Origin of the sequence: Pseudomonas sp. FSL W7-0098, assembly GCF_005930585.1 — a bacterium.
GTDB classification, from domain to species: Bacteria; Pseudomonadota; Gammaproteobacteria; order Pseudomonadales; family Pseudomonadaceae; genus Aquipseudomonas; species Aquipseudomonas bubulae.
Genome location: NZ_RXHW01000001.1, coordinates 206,657 through 224,276 on the forward strand (window position 1 = coordinate 206,657; position 17,620 = coordinate 224,276).

18 protein-coding genes are annotated in these 17,620 nt (G+C 56.8%); 9 read left to right on the top strand and 9 right to left on the bottom strand.

The features are described 5' to 3' along the window. Positions 1–125: 125 nt before the first annotated feature. The 5 genes from FHL07_RS01005 to FHL07_RS01025 all read left to right on the top strand — a co-directional run bounded on the left by FHL07_RS01005 (position 126) and on the right by FHL07_RS01025 (position 3,866). Positions 126–1,166 (top strand): zinc-dependent alcohol dehydrogenase family protein, encoded by a 1,041-nt coding sequence (locus FHL07_RS01005; protein WP_095000164.1) that lies wholly within the window; start codon positions 126–128, stop codon positions 1,164–1,166. Positions 1,167–1,244: 78 nt separating this feature from the next. Next, positions 1,245–1,559, top strand: coding sequence for an acid-activated periplasmic chaperone HdeA (hdeA, locus tag FHL07_RS01010; RefSeq protein WP_095000165.1), 315 nt, complete (start codon positions 1,245–1,247; stop codon positions 1,557–1,559). 246 nt (positions 1,560–1,805) lie between these two features. Beyond that, on the top strand, positions 1,806–2,264 hold the full coding sequence (locus FHL07_RS01015) for a hypothetical protein (protein ID WP_232527584.1): 459 nt from the start codon (positions 1,806–1,808) through the stop codon (positions 2,262–2,264). A gap of 81 nt (positions 2,265–2,345) precedes the next feature. Then, the gene (locus tag FHL07_RS01020) at positions 2,346–2,699 is read left to right on the top strand and encodes a hypothetical protein (RefSeq protein WP_138737965.1); all 354 of its coding nucleotides are present in this window, start codon (positions 2,346–2,348) and stop codon (positions 2,697–2,699) included. 69 nt (positions 2,700–2,768) lie between these two features. Then, a complete protein-coding gene (locus FHL07_RS01025) occupies positions 2,769–3,866 on the top strand; it encodes a PQQ-dependent sugar dehydrogenase (protein ID WP_440974982.1) in 1,098 nt (365 codons plus the stop codon). 114 nt (positions 3,867–3,980) lie between these two features. On the opposite strand, the gene eco is transcribed toward FHL07_RS01025, so the two are convergent. Continuing rightward, positions 3,981–4,463, bottom strand: coding sequence for a serine protease inhibitor ecotin (gene eco / locus FHL07_RS01030; RefSeq protein ID WP_095000169.1), 483 nt, complete (start codon positions 4,461–4,463; stop codon positions 3,981–3,983). Between the two features lie 197 nt (positions 4,464–4,660). Between eco and pgm the strand changes: the two genes are divergently transcribed. Next, positions 4,661–6,301, top strand: coding sequence for a phosphoglucomutase (alpha-D-glucose-1,6-bisphosphate-dependent) (gene pgm / locus FHL07_RS01035; RefSeq protein ID WP_138737966.1), 1,641 nt, complete (start codon positions 4,661–4,663; stop codon positions 6,299–6,301). Between the two features lie 61 nt (positions 6,302–6,362). Here pgm and FHL07_RS01040 read toward each other — a convergent pair whose 3' ends face one another. From FHL07_RS01040 to FHL07_RS01055, 4 genes are all read right to left on the bottom strand, one after another. Further along, complete coding sequence (locus FHL07_RS01040; protein ID WP_138737967.1) at positions 6,363–8,234, bottom strand: DUF3857 domain-containing transglutaminase family protein; 1,872 nt, start codon at positions 8,232–8,234, stop codon at positions 6,363–6,365. Between the two features lie 173 nt (positions 8,235–8,407). Then, positions 8,408–8,881: a YbaK/EbsC family protein gene (locus tag FHL07_RS01045; protein ID WP_095000172.1), complete on the bottom strand. Its 474-nt coding sequence runs from the start codon at positions 8,879–8,881 to the stop codon at positions 8,408–8,410. Between the two features lie 80 nt (positions 8,882–8,961). Beyond that, the gene (locus FHL07_RS01050) at positions 8,962–9,972 is read right to left on the bottom strand and encodes a zinc-dependent alcohol dehydrogenase family protein (protein ID WP_095024649.1); all 1,011 of its coding nucleotides are present in this window, start codon (positions 9,970–9,972) and stop codon (positions 8,962–8,964) included. 54 nt (positions 9,973–10,026) lie between these two features. Further along, positions 10,027–10,323, bottom strand: coding sequence for an ArsR/SmtB family transcription factor (locus FHL07_RS01055; RefSeq protein WP_019822791.1), 297 nt, complete (start codon positions 10,321–10,323; stop codon positions 10,027–10,029). Between the two features lie 250 nt (positions 10,324–10,573). On the opposite strand from FHL07_RS01055, the gene hemB reads away from it, so the two are divergent. Further along, positions 10,574–11,548 carry a porphobilinogen synthase gene (hemB, locus tag FHL07_RS01060; protein ID WP_095000174.1) on the top strand — a complete coding sequence of 325 codons (975 nt, stop codon included), beginning with the start codon at positions 10,574–10,576 and terminating at the stop codon, positions 11,546–11,548. 81 nt (positions 11,549–11,629) lie between these two features. Beyond that, positions 11,630–12,406, top strand: a complete 777-nt coding sequence (surE, locus tag FHL07_RS01065) for a 5'/3'-nucleotidase SurE (protein ID WP_095000175.1) — start codon at positions 11,630–11,632, stop codon at positions 12,404–12,406. Here the strand turns inward: surE and FHL07_RS01070 are convergent. Further along, entirely contained in the window at positions 12,403–13,338 is a 936-nt protein-coding gene (locus tag FHL07_RS01070; protein ID WP_095024650.1) for a LysR family transcriptional regulator, read from the bottom strand. The genes surE and FHL07_RS01070 overlap by 4 nt on opposite strands. Before the next feature lie 349 nt (positions 13,339–13,687). Between FHL07_RS01070 and FHL07_RS01075 the strand changes: the two genes are divergently transcribed. Continuing rightward, positions 13,688–14,986, top strand: coding sequence for a Wzz/FepE/Etk N-terminal domain-containing protein (locus tag FHL07_RS01075; RefSeq protein WP_095000177.1), 1,299 nt, complete (start codon positions 13,688–13,690; stop codon positions 14,984–14,986). Here the strand turns inward: FHL07_RS01075 and modC are convergent. Genes modC through modA form a run of 3 tightly spaced genes read right to left on the bottom strand, consistent with a single transcriptional unit; the run spans position 14,961 to position 17,500 of the window. Beyond that, a complete protein-coding gene (gene modC / locus FHL07_RS01080) occupies positions 14,961–16,049 on the bottom strand; it encodes a molybdenum ABC transporter ATP-binding protein (RefSeq protein WP_095000178.1) in 1,089 nt (362 codons plus the stop codon). The genes FHL07_RS01075 and modC overlap by 26 nt on opposite strands. Before the next feature lie 2 nt (positions 16,050–16,051). Next, positions 16,052–16,732, bottom strand: coding sequence for a molybdate ABC transporter permease subunit (modB, locus tag FHL07_RS01085; RefSeq protein ID WP_095000179.1), 681 nt, complete (start codon positions 16,730–16,732; stop codon positions 16,052–16,054). Beyond that, positions 16,733–17,500 (bottom strand): molybdate ABC transporter substrate-binding protein, encoded by a 768-nt coding sequence (modA, locus tag FHL07_RS01090; protein ID WP_095019906.1) that lies wholly within the window; start codon positions 17,498–17,500, stop codon positions 16,733–16,735. Between the last annotated feature and the right edge of the window lie 120 nt (positions 17,501–17,620).

Below are 17,620 nucleotides of genomic sequence, written 5' to 3' on the forward strand. Positions count from 1 at the left end.
TGACCTGTGGCAAGGGCACAGCAGAAAAAGGCTGCTTAACTGCATCAGTGATTTTGGCGGCTGCCAGACAAGGGGACCTGAGTGGCAGCCACGGATGATTTTTGATCAGGTAAAGGAAGGCCATCATGAAAGCGCTCACCTACCAGGGGCCCGGCGAAAAAGCTTGGGCCGAGATCCCCGATCCGGTCATCGACAAGCCGACCGATGCCATTGTGCGCATCCTGCACACCACTATTTGTGGCACCGATCTGCACATTCTCAAAGGCGATGTTCCCGAAGTGACCCGCGGCACGGTTTTGGGGCATGAAGGTGTGGGGGTGGTTGAAGCGGTCGGCTCGGCCGTGCGCAATTTCAAGCCCGGCGATCATGTATTGATATCCTGCATCACCTCGTGTGGCAGCTGCGCCAATTGTCGACGTCAGATGTATTCCCACTGTGCGGATGGAGGCTGGATTCTGGGGCACTTGATTAACGGAACCCAGGCCGAAAAAGTACGCATTCCCCACGCAGATAACAGTCTGTACCCAGTTCCCGCCGGGGCTGATGAAGAAGCTCTGGTGATGCTCAGTGACATCTTGCCCACCGGTTTTGAAATTGGCGTGCTCGCGGGCAAGGTCAAGCCCGGCGACAGTGTAGTGATCGTGGGGGCAGGGCCGGTTGGTATGGCAGCGCTGTTGACCGCGCAATTTTACTCGCCGGCCCAATTGATCATGGTGGATGGTGATACAAACCGGCTTGAGGTCGCCAAGCGTTTTGGGGCCACGGATATCATCGATATCAATACGCAAAACGCGGTTGAACGTATTTTTGAGCTGACCCATGGCGTCGGGGTGGATGTTGCGATTGAAGCGGTGGGTATTCCTGCCTCGTTTGACACCTGCCAATCAGTGATAGCCCCGGGCGGCAGCATCGCCAACGTGGGCGTACATGGCAAAAGTGTCGAGTTGCACCTTGAAAAATTGTGGATCCAGAACGTCACCATTTCAACCGGGCTGGTCAATACCAATACCACCCCTCTGCTCCTGAAAACCGTGCAGTCCGGAAAAATCGATGCGGGCAAGCTGATTACGCACCGCTTTGCGCTCACAGACATCCTCCAGGCTTACGAGGTGTTCGGGAACGCAGCCAAGGAGAAGGCAATGAAGGTGATTCTGTCGCAACAATAGACAGATACACCATCCACTACTATGTTGTTTGCGGCAGAACTAATGTTACTTAATCGTTGATAATAGGGATATTGGCATATGAAAAAGCACATTTTGTTAGTTGGCGTTGTGGGTTTGGCGGCACTTTCCACACTTGCACAAGCTGAAACCAAACAACCCGTCGCAAAATGGACGTGCGCGGATTTCCTGGCCGTGGATGAGAGCTTCCAGCCGACCGCCGTTGGCCTGGGCGAAGCCATCAACAAACAGGGCAAAGTTGAAGATGCGGTGCTGGATGTAGACGGTATCGCCAAAATCACTCCTTTGGTGGTGACGGCCTGCAAGGAAACCCCTAAAGAATCCTTCGTCTCCAAGCTCAAGGCTGAGTGGGCAAAAGTCAAAAAAGACGTTTAACCCAAACCCGGCCTGTACTTCACGCGAGTACAGGCCTCTGCGGTGCAATCCTGGCCCGTATGCGGCCAATAACCTCCTCGCCGTTGTGAATTTCCTGCGCTGTAACCCCTCTACATAAAGACAGGCCTGCCTTACTGGTCAAAAGGGCGTAGTAGACTAGGCTTTTTTTATCTCTATCTGTCGGGGAACCCTATGTTAATCAAGTCATTAGCTGAGCTTGACCGTATTCGTGACGAGTGCCGTTCCATGGTCACCAAGCGCTCGGCCGTCTCGGCAGGTGCGGCTGCGATCCCCATCCCGGGGCTTGATATCGGTACGGATGTCGCGTTGCTGGTTGAAATGCTGCCGGCCATCAACAGCAAGTTCGGCCTTACCCCACATCAGATCGAACAGATGGACTCACGTTCCAAGCGTCTGATCGTGGTGGCTGTCAGTGGTATTGGCAGTGAAGTGATCGGCAAATTCATCAGCCGTACGCTGGTCATGTCCCTGGTCCGCAAGATGGGCACCAAAGTGGCGACCAAATCCGTGGTTCGCTTTGTCCCTTTTGTGGGGCAGGCCGTGGCGGCAACCATCAGTTTTGGTGTGATGAAACTGGTGGGCAATGGCCATATCGAAGATTGTTATCAGGTTTGCCGCGAGGCATTGCTGGCGCAAGCCAGAGACTCGACGGTGATTGTGATCGGCCCTGAAACCGATAGCTGACACGTTTTGTACACCTTGCAATCGAACCTGTTACGCGCAGGGCCCTCAAAGGTTCAAGGTCGATCAAAAACGGAGGGCGTGATGAACACGTTCAGAACCAGTTTTGCATTCCTGCTGCTGGGGGGTTTACTCGCCACCCAGCTACAGGCGCAACCCCTTTCAGAACCTTTGCCGGCTCAGTTTCAGCAGCTGGCGCAAAACACCCCGATCACCAACACCCCGCCCGTTAACAATCCCATCCGCCGTATCAACCCCAACAGCCGTCAGGGCACCGGTGCTTCCGTGCCGGGGGCAAGTGGCCCGGGTATTGCGCCTGCGGTGCAGCCCCCGGGCATTGATAGCGGCAAAATAGGCAATGGTTACCCGCGCAACCCGCCAGTGCCACCGACAATCAAGCCGACCGCACCCTCGTTGCAGCCGCGGGACAAACCTTAAACGAACAAGGAATAGTTGATGTTGAGAAAAACCCTGCTGGCCACAATGTGTGCCACTTCGTTGCTCGGTATGGCGTTCACGGCCCATGCCGATGGGCAAAAAACCTTTGTTTCCGAGTCTGGGACCGTAACGGCCACAGCCGTGGTTGAAGGGCTCAACCATCCTTGGGCGCTGGCCTTTTTGCCTGACAGGCAAGGCATGCTGATCACTGAGCGCCCCGGTAATCTAAGGGTCGTAAGTCCTGACGGTAAATTATCGGCCCCCCTTTCCGGTGTGCCGCAAGTGTGGGCCAAGGGGCAGGGTGGCCTGCTCGATGTGGTGTTGTCGCCCAGCTTCGGTGAAGACCGGTTGGTGTATCTGTCGTACGCCGAAGGTGGTGCAGACGGCAAGGCCGGTACCACGGTGGGCCGTGGGCGCTTGTCGGATGATTTGACCCGATTGAGCAACTTTGAAGTGATCTTTCGCCAGCAGCCGAAGCTCTCTACCGGTAACCACTTCGGCTCACGGCTGGTGTTCGATCGCGATGGCTACTTGTTTATCGCCCTTGGGGAAAACAACCAGCGTCCGACCTCACAGGATCTGGACAAGCTGCAAGGCAAGATTGCGCGCATTTACCCTGATGGGCGTGTGCCCAAGGACAACCCTTTCACAGGGCAGCAGGGGGTAAGGCCGGAAATCTGGTCATACGGCCATCGCAATCAGCAAGGTGCGGCGCTGAATCCCTGGACCGGGACCCTGTGGACCCACGAACACGGGCCAAAGGGGGGCGACGAAATCAACCTGATCGAGCGCGGTAAAAACTACGGTTGGCCGCTGGCAACCCACGGGATTGACTACTCTTCCAAGCCGATTCCAGAAGCTCAGGGCAAAATCGTCGAAGGCACTGTGGTTCCGCACCACATATGGGAAAAATCCCCGGGTATCAGCGGCATGGCTTTTTATGATTCAGATCGCTTCAAACCCTGGCAGCACAGTCTGTTTATTGGCGCCCTGGCAGACAAGGACCTGATACGCCTGCAACTGAGCGGTGACAAGGTGGTGCATGAAGAGCGCATGCTCGGCGATCTCAATGTCCGTATCCGCGATGTGCGCCAAGGCCCTGATGGCTATTTATATGTATTGACCGATGAGGATGACGGCGTGCTGTATCGCGTGGGGTTGCAATAACACTCATCAATGTGGGAACGGGCTTGCCCGCGATGGCATCAACGCGGTCTGACCGTTCAGCCGCGTCGTCTGCATCGCAGGCAAGCCCGCTCTCACAATGAAAAATAAAAGCGCTTACTCGCTCACAGCCTGCTTGATCTGCTTGGAGGCCGACCAGATACGGTAGCGCACTTCAATATCCTTCGGCACATACACCACGATCGGCAGTTTGCTGTTGTAACGCAGCATAAAGCCTTCACCGACCACCGGCACAAACTCGGGATGCGCCTTGCCTTCAGGGCAAGCCATCATTGTGCTCATGGGCCCGCTGACCTTGTTCAGGCGATACATCGGGTAGCCCCAACCCTTGAGGGTTTTTTCTTCCAGCTTACCGCCAAGACGCTGCTGGTTGCAGTCAACCTGCAGGGTCTTGCCCGCGATGATCTGTACCTTGTAGTCGTCTTCATTCTTTTGCTTGGGCAAATGAATGACCTGACGGCTAAAACCTGCTTCGGCTTTTGGATAGGGAGCGACATCTTCCAGTTTGGCGGCGTTGGCCACGCTGCACAGCGTACTCAAAGACAGTAATACGGCTGCGCTGATCACCAGTGATTTCATGGTGCTTTCCTTATTTCAGAGCTAAAAATATACCTACAGTTGAATTAAACAACCTGCCCGGGATCAACTTCAGACAACTAACAGTCGATTAAAGTGCCCGTTCGGCCACCGGGTACGGATAGATTACTTCGCACCAGGGTCGAACAGCCAGTAAACTGCTTTTTTTCCTGCGAATCATTAATTTACCGAGGTTTTGCATGACACTCAGTCCTCTTGCGGGCAAGCCGGCCCCGGCTCAGTTGCTGGTCGATATTCCGCGACTGGTGACCGCTTATTACACCGGTCAACCCGATGCAGCCATTACGACCCAGCGTGTCGCCTTTGGTACTTCAGGGCACCGCGGCAGTTCATTTGAACTGAGCTTCAATGAGTGGCATGTACTTGCTATCAGCCAGGCCATTTGCCTGTATCGTCAAATGAAGGGAATCAACGGGCCGCTGTTTGTCGGTATCGACACCCATGCGCTGTCTACCCCTGCCGGCGCCAGTGCTCTGGAAGTATTTGCCGCCAATGGCGTCGAAACCATGATAGCCGCTGACGACGAATACACCCCGACGCCAGCGATTTCCCACGCAATCATTTGCTACAACCGTGGCCGCACCAGCGGGCTGGCTGATGGCGTGGTGATTACGCCTTCACACAACCCGCCAGAAAGCGGCGGTTTCAAGTACAACCCGCCCAATGGCGGCCCGGCTGATACCGATGTCACCAAGTGGATTGAAGCCAAGGCCAATGAACTGCTCGCGGCCCGGCTGGCCGGGGTCAAGCGCATCAGCTACAAGCAGGCCCTTAAAGCCAGCACTACCCATCGTCATGATTACTTGAATACCTATGTTGCCGATCTGAAAAACGTGATCGACATGGACACCCTGCGCGGCGCCAATCTGCGCCTGGGCGTAGATCCGCTGGGTGGCGCAGGTGTGCGCTACTGGTCGGCGATCGGCGAACACTACGGCCTTGATCTGGACGTGGTGAACACCTCGGTCGACCCGACGTTCCGCTTTATGTGCGTGGACTGGGATGGCCGGATCCGCATGGACCCGTCTTCCAGCTACGCCATGCAGGGCCTGATCGGCCTGAAAGAACGCTTTGACGTGGCGTTTGCCTGTGACCCGGATCACGACCGTCACGGCATTGTTACGCCATCGGGTGGTCTTTTGGCCCCGAACAACTACCTGGCTGTGTCCATCGACTACCTGTTCCGCAACCGGCCGCAATGGCGCGCCGATGCCGCCGTGGGCAAAACCGTGGTTAGCAGCGGCCTGATTGACCGGGTAGCCGCGCGTCTGGATCGTCGCCTGTATGAAGTGCCGGTAGGCTTCAAGTGGTTTGCCGATGGTCTGTTTGAAGGCTCGCTGGGGTTTGGCGGCGAAGAAAGTGCCGGCGCCTCGTTCCTGCGTCTGGACGGCAGCGTTTGGTCGACCGACAAGGACGGCCTGATTCCGTCGTTGCTGGCTGCTGAAATGACGGCGCGTACCGGTCGCGACCCTTCTCAGCTGTACCAGAAAATGACCGAAGAGCTGGGTCAGCCGTTCTCCACCCGTGTCGATGCCAAGGCCACCCCGCAGCAAAAAGCGCTGTTGGGCAAGCTGTCGCCCGGGCAGGTCAAGTCGACCACGCTGGCAGGTGAGCCGATCACTCAAATCCTCAGCCATGCACCGGGCAACAATCAGGCCATCGGCGGGCTCAAGGTCATGACTGAAAACGGCTGGTTTGCTGCACGCCCTTCGGGCACTGAAGATATCTACAAGATCTACGCCGAGAGCTTTATCGGCGACGAGCACCTCAGCCGTCTGGTTGAGGAAGCGCAGGTACTGGTCGATACCGCCATCGCCTAAGCCAATAAAAAGCCCGACCCCGCAATGGGGTCGGGCTTTTTTATGGCTCAGCGCAAAGCACTCAGCTGCGGGTGACCAGTTGCACCACTTGCTGCATGTTTTCGTTGCAGGCACGGGCTTGCTGGAGCATCGCTTCGAATGGCGCGCTCATGATTTCGTCATGGCTCAACCAGCTGTGCTTTTGCGTCATGGAGTACAGGTAACGGTACTCCTCTTTGCTGCGCTTGCTGCTCAGCTCCATATCAAACCACGGCGAGTTCACCTTGCAGGTCTTGATCTCCTTGCCAACGTCGGCCCCTGACAGGGTGATGTCGTAGGTGACTGTCTCCGGATCGGCCATGTACAAATCCGCCAGCTGACCGGTGCGGCGATAGTTCATCAGGCTGTCCCAGCGCTCGCTCGCAAAGGCGGGTTTGTATACCTGCTGCCCGGAGAGGTTTTCCAGTGGCCGAAGGTTGGTCAGCGTGGCCTGCACCTTGTATCGCTCGGGTACGACAAAGCCGGTTTTCTCGCGACTGATCTTGCAGTCGCCGATTTCCTTGCCGAAATGGTTGCACAGGTTCAGGTCGGTGGCACTGACCCCGGAGTCTGTGTCGGCGTAGCTGAGCTGCATCAGCGTCATTTGCCCCATCTGTACTTCAGCCGTGGTGCGGGCCTGGCCATCACGATTGAAGTGTTCGAACTTCTTCACGCCCATGCTCAGGCTCGGCTGTTCTTCCGGAATATGGTCCTGGTACACCTTGCCTTCGGCATCGATGACCAGTGCCCAGCGATTCTGGATATCGGGCATGCTGCGCCCCGGCATAAACACCGGGTTGGTAGGGTCCAGCCACCAGACCTGACCGTTGACTTGAGCCTTGACGATGGCGTGATTGGCTGCGCCTGTGCCAGGCAGCAACAGACCAAGCGGGTTGCTGCCACGGCTGACCCAGGCGGTTTGCGCGTTTATGTCGCTGGCCTTCAACATCGCAGTCAGCAATACGGACAGGTCTTTGCAATCGCCGTAACCGCGCTCTTCGATCTCGCTCAAGGTAAAGGGTACATAGCCACGATCTGTGGCGCGCCAGTCACCCATATAACGGTATTGCTCGTGGATGTACTGCATCACGCCTGACACTCGCCCGGCGGCAGGCAAACCCTTGAGGCCCGAAACAACCTTGGCGGCGCCCGCAGGCAGGCTGGCGCCGAGGATTTGCTGATACCGCGCGGCGAGGTTGCCGAAGTGATCCTGCACCTGGCTGGAACTGGCGATTTCAACCCGTGGCATCTGGCGGATATAGGCGTTGCCGGCTTCGTTGATGTAGTTCACGAAGCGCGGTTTTTGCTGCTCGATCACCAGGGTCTTGTTGTCGGAAGAGGGGTTGAAGGTAAAGTCCTCCATCAACTCACTGCGCCAGACCATCGGCTGCTCAGCGGTGAACGTGCTTTTGAAGGCATCCGAGCGCACGGGGGCAGGGCCGAACATCATCGGGTAGTGGAAGTGCTCCATCAGCGGTTTCGCCACCGTATGCTCACGCACGGTGTACATGATACGGGTGCCGATGCGCAGGTTGGGGAAAGCGATCGATGTTTGCCGCGCTCGCTGAAAACCCTGGTCGGGGTTGGGGGCCATGCGCGTATCGATTTGCGAGGGGGCCAGCGCGACCGGTTTGCCACCGGGTTGTGTCGACTGGGCGTCAATGATCTCCAGCCGATCCGTTTCGGGGAAGCTGAAGTCGATGCGCGACAGCATCTCGCGGCCATTGTTGGTCAGGATGGTATAGCGGTACGTGGTAGTGCAGTCGGTGCTGGTGTCTTTGTTGAAATGGCAGTTTTTTGCTGTTTCGCCAGCCAGAGCAGCCTCTGACGCCGGTTGCAATGCCGCGTAAGACGGCAGGCTGACGATCCCCAGTGTTGCGCAAATCAATGATTTGCTGAAAGTAAAGCGGTGCATGAGCGCCTCAGGTCGTTCCCTTGAAACAGCACCCTGCGACGTTTTAGTTATGTTGATAGACGGTTGCAGGATGCTGCGCGAACAGCGGATGATAATCGATCGCAACTGTATTTTCTACATTGTCAGACAATCAACCTCGCGCAGATGCCCGTTCCAGAGCCTTTTCCTGGAATTCAGGCGGCAGGTAGGGGCTGACACACATCGACCCATTGCGCGTTAACCAGATCCGCCATGCGTGTCGGGCAAATTTTCACAGCCGTATGCGTGGCCCCGGCTGCAGGCATGACTTCGCTAAAGCTTTGCAGGGAAATATCGCAGTACACGGCAAGATCGGTGGCCAAGCCGAATGGGCAAACACCCCCCACCGGATGGCTGGTCAAGGCAACGACGGTTTCGGCATCGAGCATTTTGGCTTTGCTGCCCAGGGCATCCTTGATTTTTTTGTTATCGATACGTGCATCGCCGCGGGCCACCAGCAGAACGTTGCGTTCGCCGACGCGAAAGGCCAGGGTTTTGGCGATTTGACCAGGTTCCACCCCATGGGCCTCGGCCGCCAGAGCGACCGTCGCGGTGCTGGTGGCCAATTCGATAATGTGCAGGTCAGGGGCGTTGGCGTGAAAAAATGCGCGTACGGATTCAAGGCTCATCAGACTCGGCTCTCTGGGCAAAAGCCTGAATCTAGAGAAGCCGATGACGCACTGTCAATGCGCCATCGGCGATGTCGCGGTTAGATGTCCAGAATGATCTTGCCGAAATGCTGGTTGGTTTCCTGGTACTTGAAAGCCTCGACAATGTCCGTCAGGGGGAAGTGGCGATCTATTACAGGGCGCATGCCGTTGGCATTGATGGCGCGAATCATGTCTTGCTGCTGGCTGCGGCTACCGACCAGCACGCCTTGCAGGCGGGCTTGCTTGACCAGCATCGGGACAAAGTTCATTGCGCCGCTAACGCCGCTGAGGATGCCGATGATCGAGATATGCCCGCCCACACGGATGGCAATCATCGACTGTTCAAGTGTCGCAGGGCCGCCGACTTCAATAATGTGGTCAACACCGCGCCCGCCGGTGAGGGCCAGGGCGGTTTCCCCCCAGTGGGTGTCCTTGCGGTAGTTGATCACGTGGTCTGCGCCCAGCGCTTTGAGGCGCTCCAGTTTTTCATCGCTGGAGGAGGTGGCAATGACCGTTGCACCGGCCATCTTGGCGAACTGCAGGGCGAAAATCGAAACACCGCCGGTGCCTTGCACCAATACCGTGTCGCCCGGCTTGAGCGAATCGTCGGCCATCAATGCGCGCCATGCGGTCAGGCCGGCTGTAGTCAGGGTTGACGCTTCGGCATGGCTCCAGCGGGTGGGTGCCAGGGTGAAGGACGTGGCTTTGGCGGTTACCTGCTCGCGGGCATAACCGTCGATGCCATCACCGGGTACGGTAACAAAACCTTCAACCAGAGGGGTGCCGTCGATCCAGTCCGGGAAGAAGGTGCTGACCACCGAATCTCCCACCTTGAATTCGCTGACATCGGCGCCAACGGCAATTACTTCGCCAGCGCCATCGGCCATGGGGATGCGATTTTCGCTCGGACCCCACATGCCGCTTACGACAGCAAAATCATGGTAGTTCAGTGAGTTGGCGTGCAAACGTACAGTGATTTCGCCGTTCCCGGGGGCGCGCGCTTCACTGCTGCCAACCACTACATTGTCATAACCGCCGCCAGGTTGGACGAAAATTGCTTTGGTGCTCATGGGGCTTCCTCATATTTTTACATTGCGCGAAATAACGAAATGTATAATTAAAAATTACAACTCGATTTTCAGCCTAGCCGCAAAGTCATCGATCGCCTGTTCATTGCGTCGGTAGTAGGTCCACTTGCCGATGCGGGTGGTCAGGACGAAGCCGGCGCGCTGCAAGATAGCCAAATGCGCCGAAGCAGTAGAAGGCGACAACCCGGCCTTGTGCTGCAGATGGGTCACGCACACGCCGATGGCAGGATCACCGTGATCCTGAGGCGGGAAATTGCTGAGCGGGTCTTTGAGCCACTCCATCATTTGCATGCGAGTGTCATTGCCCAGGGCTTTGAGCTGTTCGAGTATCATGGTCGGCAATGTTACGCTTTTTAACGAAATGTTCAAGCATATGACCGATTGCCCTGGCCTGTGCGCGGGCTTGCTCGCGATACAGGCTATGAGGTGTAGCTGTCAGCCCCGGCATTTCCCTCAAGAAACACCCCGCGACCACCGGCCGCAGGCCGGGCGGATGTTTTGCAATTGCAGGATCAATCCTGTATTTGTTGCGCCATTGAGCCAAGGCTCGTCTGTTTTTTGAATCTGCCCATCAGGAACCATGATGCCTAACCAGTTCCCCGCTGTACGTCCGCGCCGCCTGCGCCGCTCCCAGACCCTTCGCGACATGTTTCAGGAAACCGAATTCAGCCTGAATGATCTGGTGCTGCCGATTTTTGTCGAAGAAGAAATCGACGATTTTGTGCCGATCACTAGCATGCCCGGTGTGATGCGTATTCCCGAGTCAAAACTGGCCGGTGAAATCGAGCGTTACGCCCGTGCGGGTATCAAGTCGGTGATGCTGTTCGGTGTTTCCCATCATCTGGACGCAACCGGCAGCGATGCCATGCGTGAAGATGGCCTGGTGTCGCGCATGGTGCGTATCAGCAAGGATGCCGCGCCGGACATGGTGGTGATGAGCGACACCTGCTTTTGTGAATACACCTCCCACGGCCATTGCGGCGTGATGCATGACCACGGCGTCGACAACGACGCGACCCTGATCAACCTGGGCAAGCAGGCAGTTGCCGCTGCAGCGGCCGGTGCCGACTTTATCTCGCCATCAGCGGCCATGGACGGCCAGGTGCAGGCCATCCGCAGCGCCCTGGACGGTGCAGGGTTTACCGACACCTCGATCATGGCGTACTCCACCAAGTTTGCCTCGGCCCTCTATGGCCCGTTCCGTGAAGCTGGGGGCAGCGCGCTCAAGGGCGACCGCAAGTCTTATCAGATGAACCCGATGAACCGCCGTGAAGCAATCCGTGAGTCATTGCTGGACGAGCAGGAAGGCGCAGATGTGCTGATGGTCAAGCCTGCCGGTGCCTATCTGGACATTATTCGCGATATCCGCCAGGCCTCGCATCTGCCATTGGCGGCTTACCAGGTGAGCGGCGAATACGCGATGATCAAGTTTGGCGCCCAGGCCGGGGCCATCGACGAGGCCCGCGTCGTTCGCGAGAGCCTTGGGTCGATCAAGCGTGCCGGTGCCGACATGATCCTGACTTATTTCGCGATGGATCTGGCCCTGCAGGGAATTTAAGGGATAGTTGCAAGCTGCAAGCATCAAGCTAGTTTTATCTGATAGCTTGCAGCTGCTTCATCCCACTCAAGGAGCCCCCTCATGCCAGACGCTCGACTCGAACGAATCTTGATCACCAACGACGACGGGATCGACGCTCCAGGCCTTGCAGTGCTGGAAGCGGTGGCCCGTGAGTTGGCGGACGAAGTGTGGGTCGTGGCGCCTGACCATGACCAGAGCGGTATATCCACGGCAATCAGTATTCACCACCCCTTGCGCGTCACAAAACGTGGCGAGCGGCGTTTTTCGGTTTCAGGAACACCGGCAGACTGTGTCGCGATGGCCTTGCAGCAGTTGTTGGATAAACCCCCGCAGCTGTTGCTCTCCGGCATCAACAAAGGTGCCAACCTTGGGGTTGAAACCCTGTTTTCAGGAACCGTGGGTGCTGCCATGACGGGCTTGTTGATGGGCGTTCCATCCATCGCCTTGAGCCAGTACTTTACCCGCCGCAGCTCGGTACGCTGGGAAACGGCCCGTGCACTGGCTCCTGGTGTTATCCGGCAACTATTGGGCAAGGGCTGGGAGCAGTCGGCGTGCCTGAACATCAACTTCCCTGACGTGCCTGCCGATGAGGCCGGCCCGATCCAGATCACCCGCCAGGGCGCCGGTCGCATGGACGGGGTGGAAGCCATCGAGCGTACCGACTTTCGCGAAGCCAAGTATTACTGGCTCAGCATCACTCGCCACCAGCACCCGGAAGCGCTGGATACCGAAACCCGCGTGGTCACCCAGGGTGGTATTTCAGTGACACCACTGGAGTTTGATCGCACCGCCATCGCCTTGCGCGAGCATCTGCGTACGGCGGTTCAAGTCGTCTAAGCCCAGTGCGCCGGGTCATCGACGATGGCCTGGTGTCTTTCAAGCACTTTGGGTATCTCCTCTTTCAAAAACTCGACCCAAGTCTTGACCTTGGCATCCAGAAATCGCCGGGAAGGGTAGAGTGCATAGATGTTTTTTTCATGCAGCCGATAATGCGGCAGCAGGCGCACCAGTGAGCCGCGCTGGTAAGAACCCACCGCCACATAATCAGGCAGCAGGCAGATTCCAAGCCCGGCCTCGGCGGCCTTCGCCATGGCCTCGGCCACGTTGACCTGAAATACGTTACCGGGGCGGATGACTTGCTCGCCCTCATCATCACGAAAGGTCCAGCTGTCGGTAAACAATGGGTCAACCAGATGCAGGCAGCGGTGTTGGTGCAGATCCTCAGGAACCTTCGGGATGTTCCGACCCTCGAGGTAGGAAGGCGCAGCACTGATGACACTGAAAATGCTGCCCAGCGGTTGGCCGATCAATTCCGAGTCCGGCAGGTGGGCCGACAGGGTAATCACCAGATCATGGCCCTCCTCAAGCAGATCGGGCTGGCGTTGTGACAGTGTGAGATCGACATGGACTTGCGGATACAGCTCCGTGTAACGGGCTACCAGCGGTGCCAGTAGCTGGATCCCCAGGCCTGTAGTTGATTGCACACGCAAATGGCCACGGGGGATCAAGTGCGCCCCCGCTGCTTCAGCATTTGCATCTTCAATCTCGCTCAGTATCAACCGGCAGCGTTCCAGGTAACGCGCACCCACCTCGGTCAAGGCCAGGCGCCGTGTGCTGCGCTGCAGCAACCGTGCTTGCAGCGAGGACTCAAGCTCTGACAGCAACCGTGAGGTTTGCGCCGTTGAATAACCCAGAGCCTGCGCCGCAGCGGTAAAGCTGCCGGTTTCGACTACGCGGACAAACACCCGCATCGCCTGAAAAATATCCATTCTGATTATTACCCCACACGTAAGCGTGCTTTCTTGTGGCGGCAATAATTACACAGTCCAGGAAGCTGTGCCGTCCTGGCGTGGAGATTCGATGAAAACGGCACAGACACATTGTTATTTTGCCTTTATTTTTTGTGAGGCAATTCTCATTAGAAACTAGGGTGCATCCTATTTTTAATAAAGATGTTGGATATCATTTTCTAATTACTTGCTTTTGTTGTTCTATGTGCTTGATTTATAAAGATGCGAATTTTTCTAGGAATTGCCTGTCAAACACATTGCGTCATCATGTGATCGATACGCCCTCAGTAGCCAGCTTGACTAAGCTTTATTTACAAGGTGCATTCATTTGACTATTCATCAGTACCCACAAGGACGTAAAGTCGACGCTGAGATCGATTTTTTTGACTTGATCCATTCTTTTTGGCGACAAAAAAAACTGATTGGCGGCACCGTAGTCATTGCCGGATTGATGGCACTTGGCTATGTGTCGTTTGCGCAACAGGTCTATCAAACCAGCAGCCTGCTGCGCCCTGCAGCTATCAATGAGCTTGATGCCCTTAACCGCTCCCAGGTTTATACCCTGCCTGCTGCTGATGCCTTGCTTAAAGTTGGCCTGGCACTTGAGTCTTATGAAAACCGGTTGAGTTTTTTTCGCGACCACCAGGACTTGTTCAAACCTTTGGTACAACCTGGCAGAAGTCTGGAGCAAAGCTTCGAAGTGTTTAACCGGGATGCATTCAATCTGGTTCAGCCTGCGCCCAATAAGGCCAGTTCAGATAATCCTTATCTCAAGCTGGAGCTAACATACCCGGCCTCCCTTGATGGGGTTGCGATTCTCAATGGTTTTGTTGACTACGCGATCACCAAGCAGCGCGAGCAAATCAGTGCCGACCTCAAGGTTATTATTGGTAACCGTCTCAGAGAGCTGGACGCCCAGATAAATGCCGCACGCTCAAGCTATACATCTGATAAAGAAGAAAAAATTGCCACATTCCTTGAAACTGACAGCCTCCAAAAGGCGCAGTTGGAGGATGAGCTGAAGGCCTTGCGCCTGCAGCTGAAAATCGAGCGGGAAGCGCGCATACAGCAGCTTGACGAAGCTATCGCCATTGCCAAATCCCTGGGTATTACCCGTCCGACCACACCGTCGGCGATGGCTGATGCGGCGCAGGGCTCATCGGCCAGGCTGGTGCGCACCGAAATCACTTCGCAAAGTATCCCCTTGTACTTTATGGGGTCCCAGGCCTTGGAGGCCGAGCGTGCAGCCTTGCTCAAGCGAACCACGGACGATTTTACCGATAACCGTATCTCGCAGATCCGCAAAAAGATCCAATTGCTTGAGGTCAATCGCCAGGTCGAAATGCTTGGTAAACGCTCAAATGAGGATGTATTCCTCAATGACATCGAGCCCTTGCGTGCCGAAGCCGTGCGCCTTGGCCGCCTGAATACGGATATGAGCCAGCTTGGGTTGGTCAGTATTGATCGCAAGGCACAGATGCCGACTGATCCGATCAAGCCGAAAAAGGCCCTGATAGTCGCTCTGGCACTGGTTCTGGGCCTGTTGGCGGGGCTGACGATTGCGACCGTGCGCTTCCTGCTCCAGCGGCGCAAGCAAGGCATCAGGCCAGAACAGCCACCGATTTGATCTGCGCCCATAGTAATTGCCCGGGGTGCAGGCCCAATTGGTCCCGGGAGTAACGGGTTATCCGGGCGAGCAGGGGAGTGCCGTCGGCATCCAGGCGTATCAGCACATGAGCCTGGTTGTCGGCGGCCGTTTCGCTGACCACCCTTGCATGCAAGCTATTAAGGATGCTGCTGTGCTCCGACGGGGCCAGGGTCAGGCTGATATCCCGGGCTTGCACTTTGACGCGCAACGGCTGGCCGATGGCCATTGAGGCATGGGCAACCCTCAGCTGCTGGGCGCTGCCGGGCAGGTGCAGAGTCAACAGCTGGTAGTTTAGGTTGTAATCGCTGACCCGGCCCTCAATCACCACTGCGGCATCATTCCCGCGCGCCAGTGGCAGGTCGAGCCTGGCAAGGGTTTCACTGACAGGGCCGCTGGCCAGTACCTTGCCCTCGCTGAGCAACACAATATGATCGGCCAAGCGCGCAACTTCGTCCAGAGAATGACTGACGTAGAGCACGGGGATATCCAGTTCGGCGTGCAGGCGCTCAAGGTAGGGCAGTATTTCGCCTTTGCGCTGGTTGTCCAGTGCGGCCAGGGGCTCGTCCATCAACAGGAGTTGCGGGCTGGTGAGCAAGGCCCGGGCGATACCGACCCGCTGGCGTTCGCCGCCGGACAGGTTGTGCGGTGCACGCGTCAACAGGTGGGTGATGCCCAGTAGTTCGGTGGCATGGGCAAGATCCACTCGACGTTCCTGATGGGCAATGCGCTTGAGGCCGAATTCAAGATTGGCCCGCACCGACAGGTGGGGGAACAGGCTCGCTTCTTGAAAGATATAGCCCAGCGCCCGCTGGTGCACCGGTACGAAGTGATTGCGCTGGCTGTCTTGCCAGATGTGATCATTGACCTGTACATAGGCCTGGCTGGCGCGTTCGAGACCGGCGATACAACGCAGACAGGTGGTCTTGCCCGAGCCGGAGTGACCGTAGAGGGCGGTGACCCCCTTGCCCGGCAGTTGCAGGTCCAGGTCGAGAGCAAAACCGGGGTAGCGGTGCTGCAACCGAAGGTTGATCTGCGACGTCATCTTCAGCTCCAGCCGGTTTGCGATTTGCGGCTTGAATACAACGCCAGCAGCACCAGAAAGGAAAACACCACCATCGCCCCTGCCAGCCAGTGTGCCTGAGCATACTCCAGTGCCTCGACATGGTCGTAGATCTGCACCGAGACCACACGGGTTTTTTCCGGGATATTGCCGCCGATCATCAGTACCACGCCAAACTCACCGACCGTATGGGCAAACCCTAAAATAGAGGCCGTTATAAAGCCGGGTCGGGCCAGAGGTACAATGACGCTGAAGAAGGTATCCCACGGGTTGGCCCGCAGAGTCGCGGCGACTTCAAGCGGTCTGGGGCCAATGGCCGTAAATGCATTCTGCAAAGGCTGCACGACAAAGGGCATGGAGTAGATCACCGAACCGATCACCAGCCCGGCGAAACTGAAAGTCAGTGTGCCCAGACCCAGGTACTGGGTGAGCTGGCCAACATAACCATTGGGCCCCATCGCCAGCAGCAGATAGAAACCTATGACAGTGGGCGGTAAAACCAGTGGCAGGGCCACAATCGCCCCGATGGGGCCGCGCAACCGCGAGCGGGTGTGCGCTAACCACAGGGCGATGGGAGTGCCGACCAGCAACAAAATGAGGGTGGTCAGCGACGCCAGTTGCAGAGTCAGCCAGATGGCTGCGAAGTCAGCACTCGTGAGCGGCATTTACAGGTGGTAACCATAGGATTTGATAATGGCGGTGGCCTTAGGACCTTTAAGGTAGTCGGCAAGGGCCTTGGCAGCAGGGTTGTTTTCGCCTTTTTTGAGGATAACGGCATCTTGCCGGATCGGGTCGTGCATCGCCTCGGGCACAATCCAGGCCGAACCGTCGCTGACTTTGCCGTTTTTGTAGATCTGCGACAGGGCGACAAAGCCCAGCTCGGCATTGCCCGTGGAAACGAACTGGTAGGCCTGGGTAATGTTCTGGCCTTCAACGATCTTGTTCTTGACCTTGTCAGTCAGGTCCAGTTTGGCCAGCACTTGCGTTGCTGCCAGGCCGTAGGGCGCGGCTTTGGGGTTGGCGATCGACAGATGCGTGTACTGATTGGCCAGCAGCGCTTTGTCGGTGCCATCGATATAACCCTCTTTGGCTGACCACAGCGCCAGGGTGCCAATGGCGTAGGTGAAGCGTGAACCGGGAACGGTATCGCCTTCTTTTTCAAGTCTCTCGGGGGTGGTGTCATCTGCGGCCAGAAACACTTCGAATGGTGCACCGTTCTTGATCTGGGTATAGAACTGGCCTGTTGCGCCATAGGCCGCTATCAACTTGTGCCCGGTGTCTTTTTCAAAGTCGCTGGCAATGGCCTGGATTGGCGCCGTGAAGTTGGCTGCCACGGCAACCTGCACTTCATCGGCCTGGACCGAAGTGAATGCGGTACATCCGATCAGAACAGCCAGCGCGGCAGGGATAAAGGGGCGGGCACGAACATTCATGGCAAAACTCCGTTTTTATTAGGCCGTGTCAGGCGTTGGCAAGATATCCGCTATATAGAAATATTTACAGCGCTTTGTCAGCGTGCGTGCGAGGAAAGGGGGAAGTGAAGCAGGTAACTG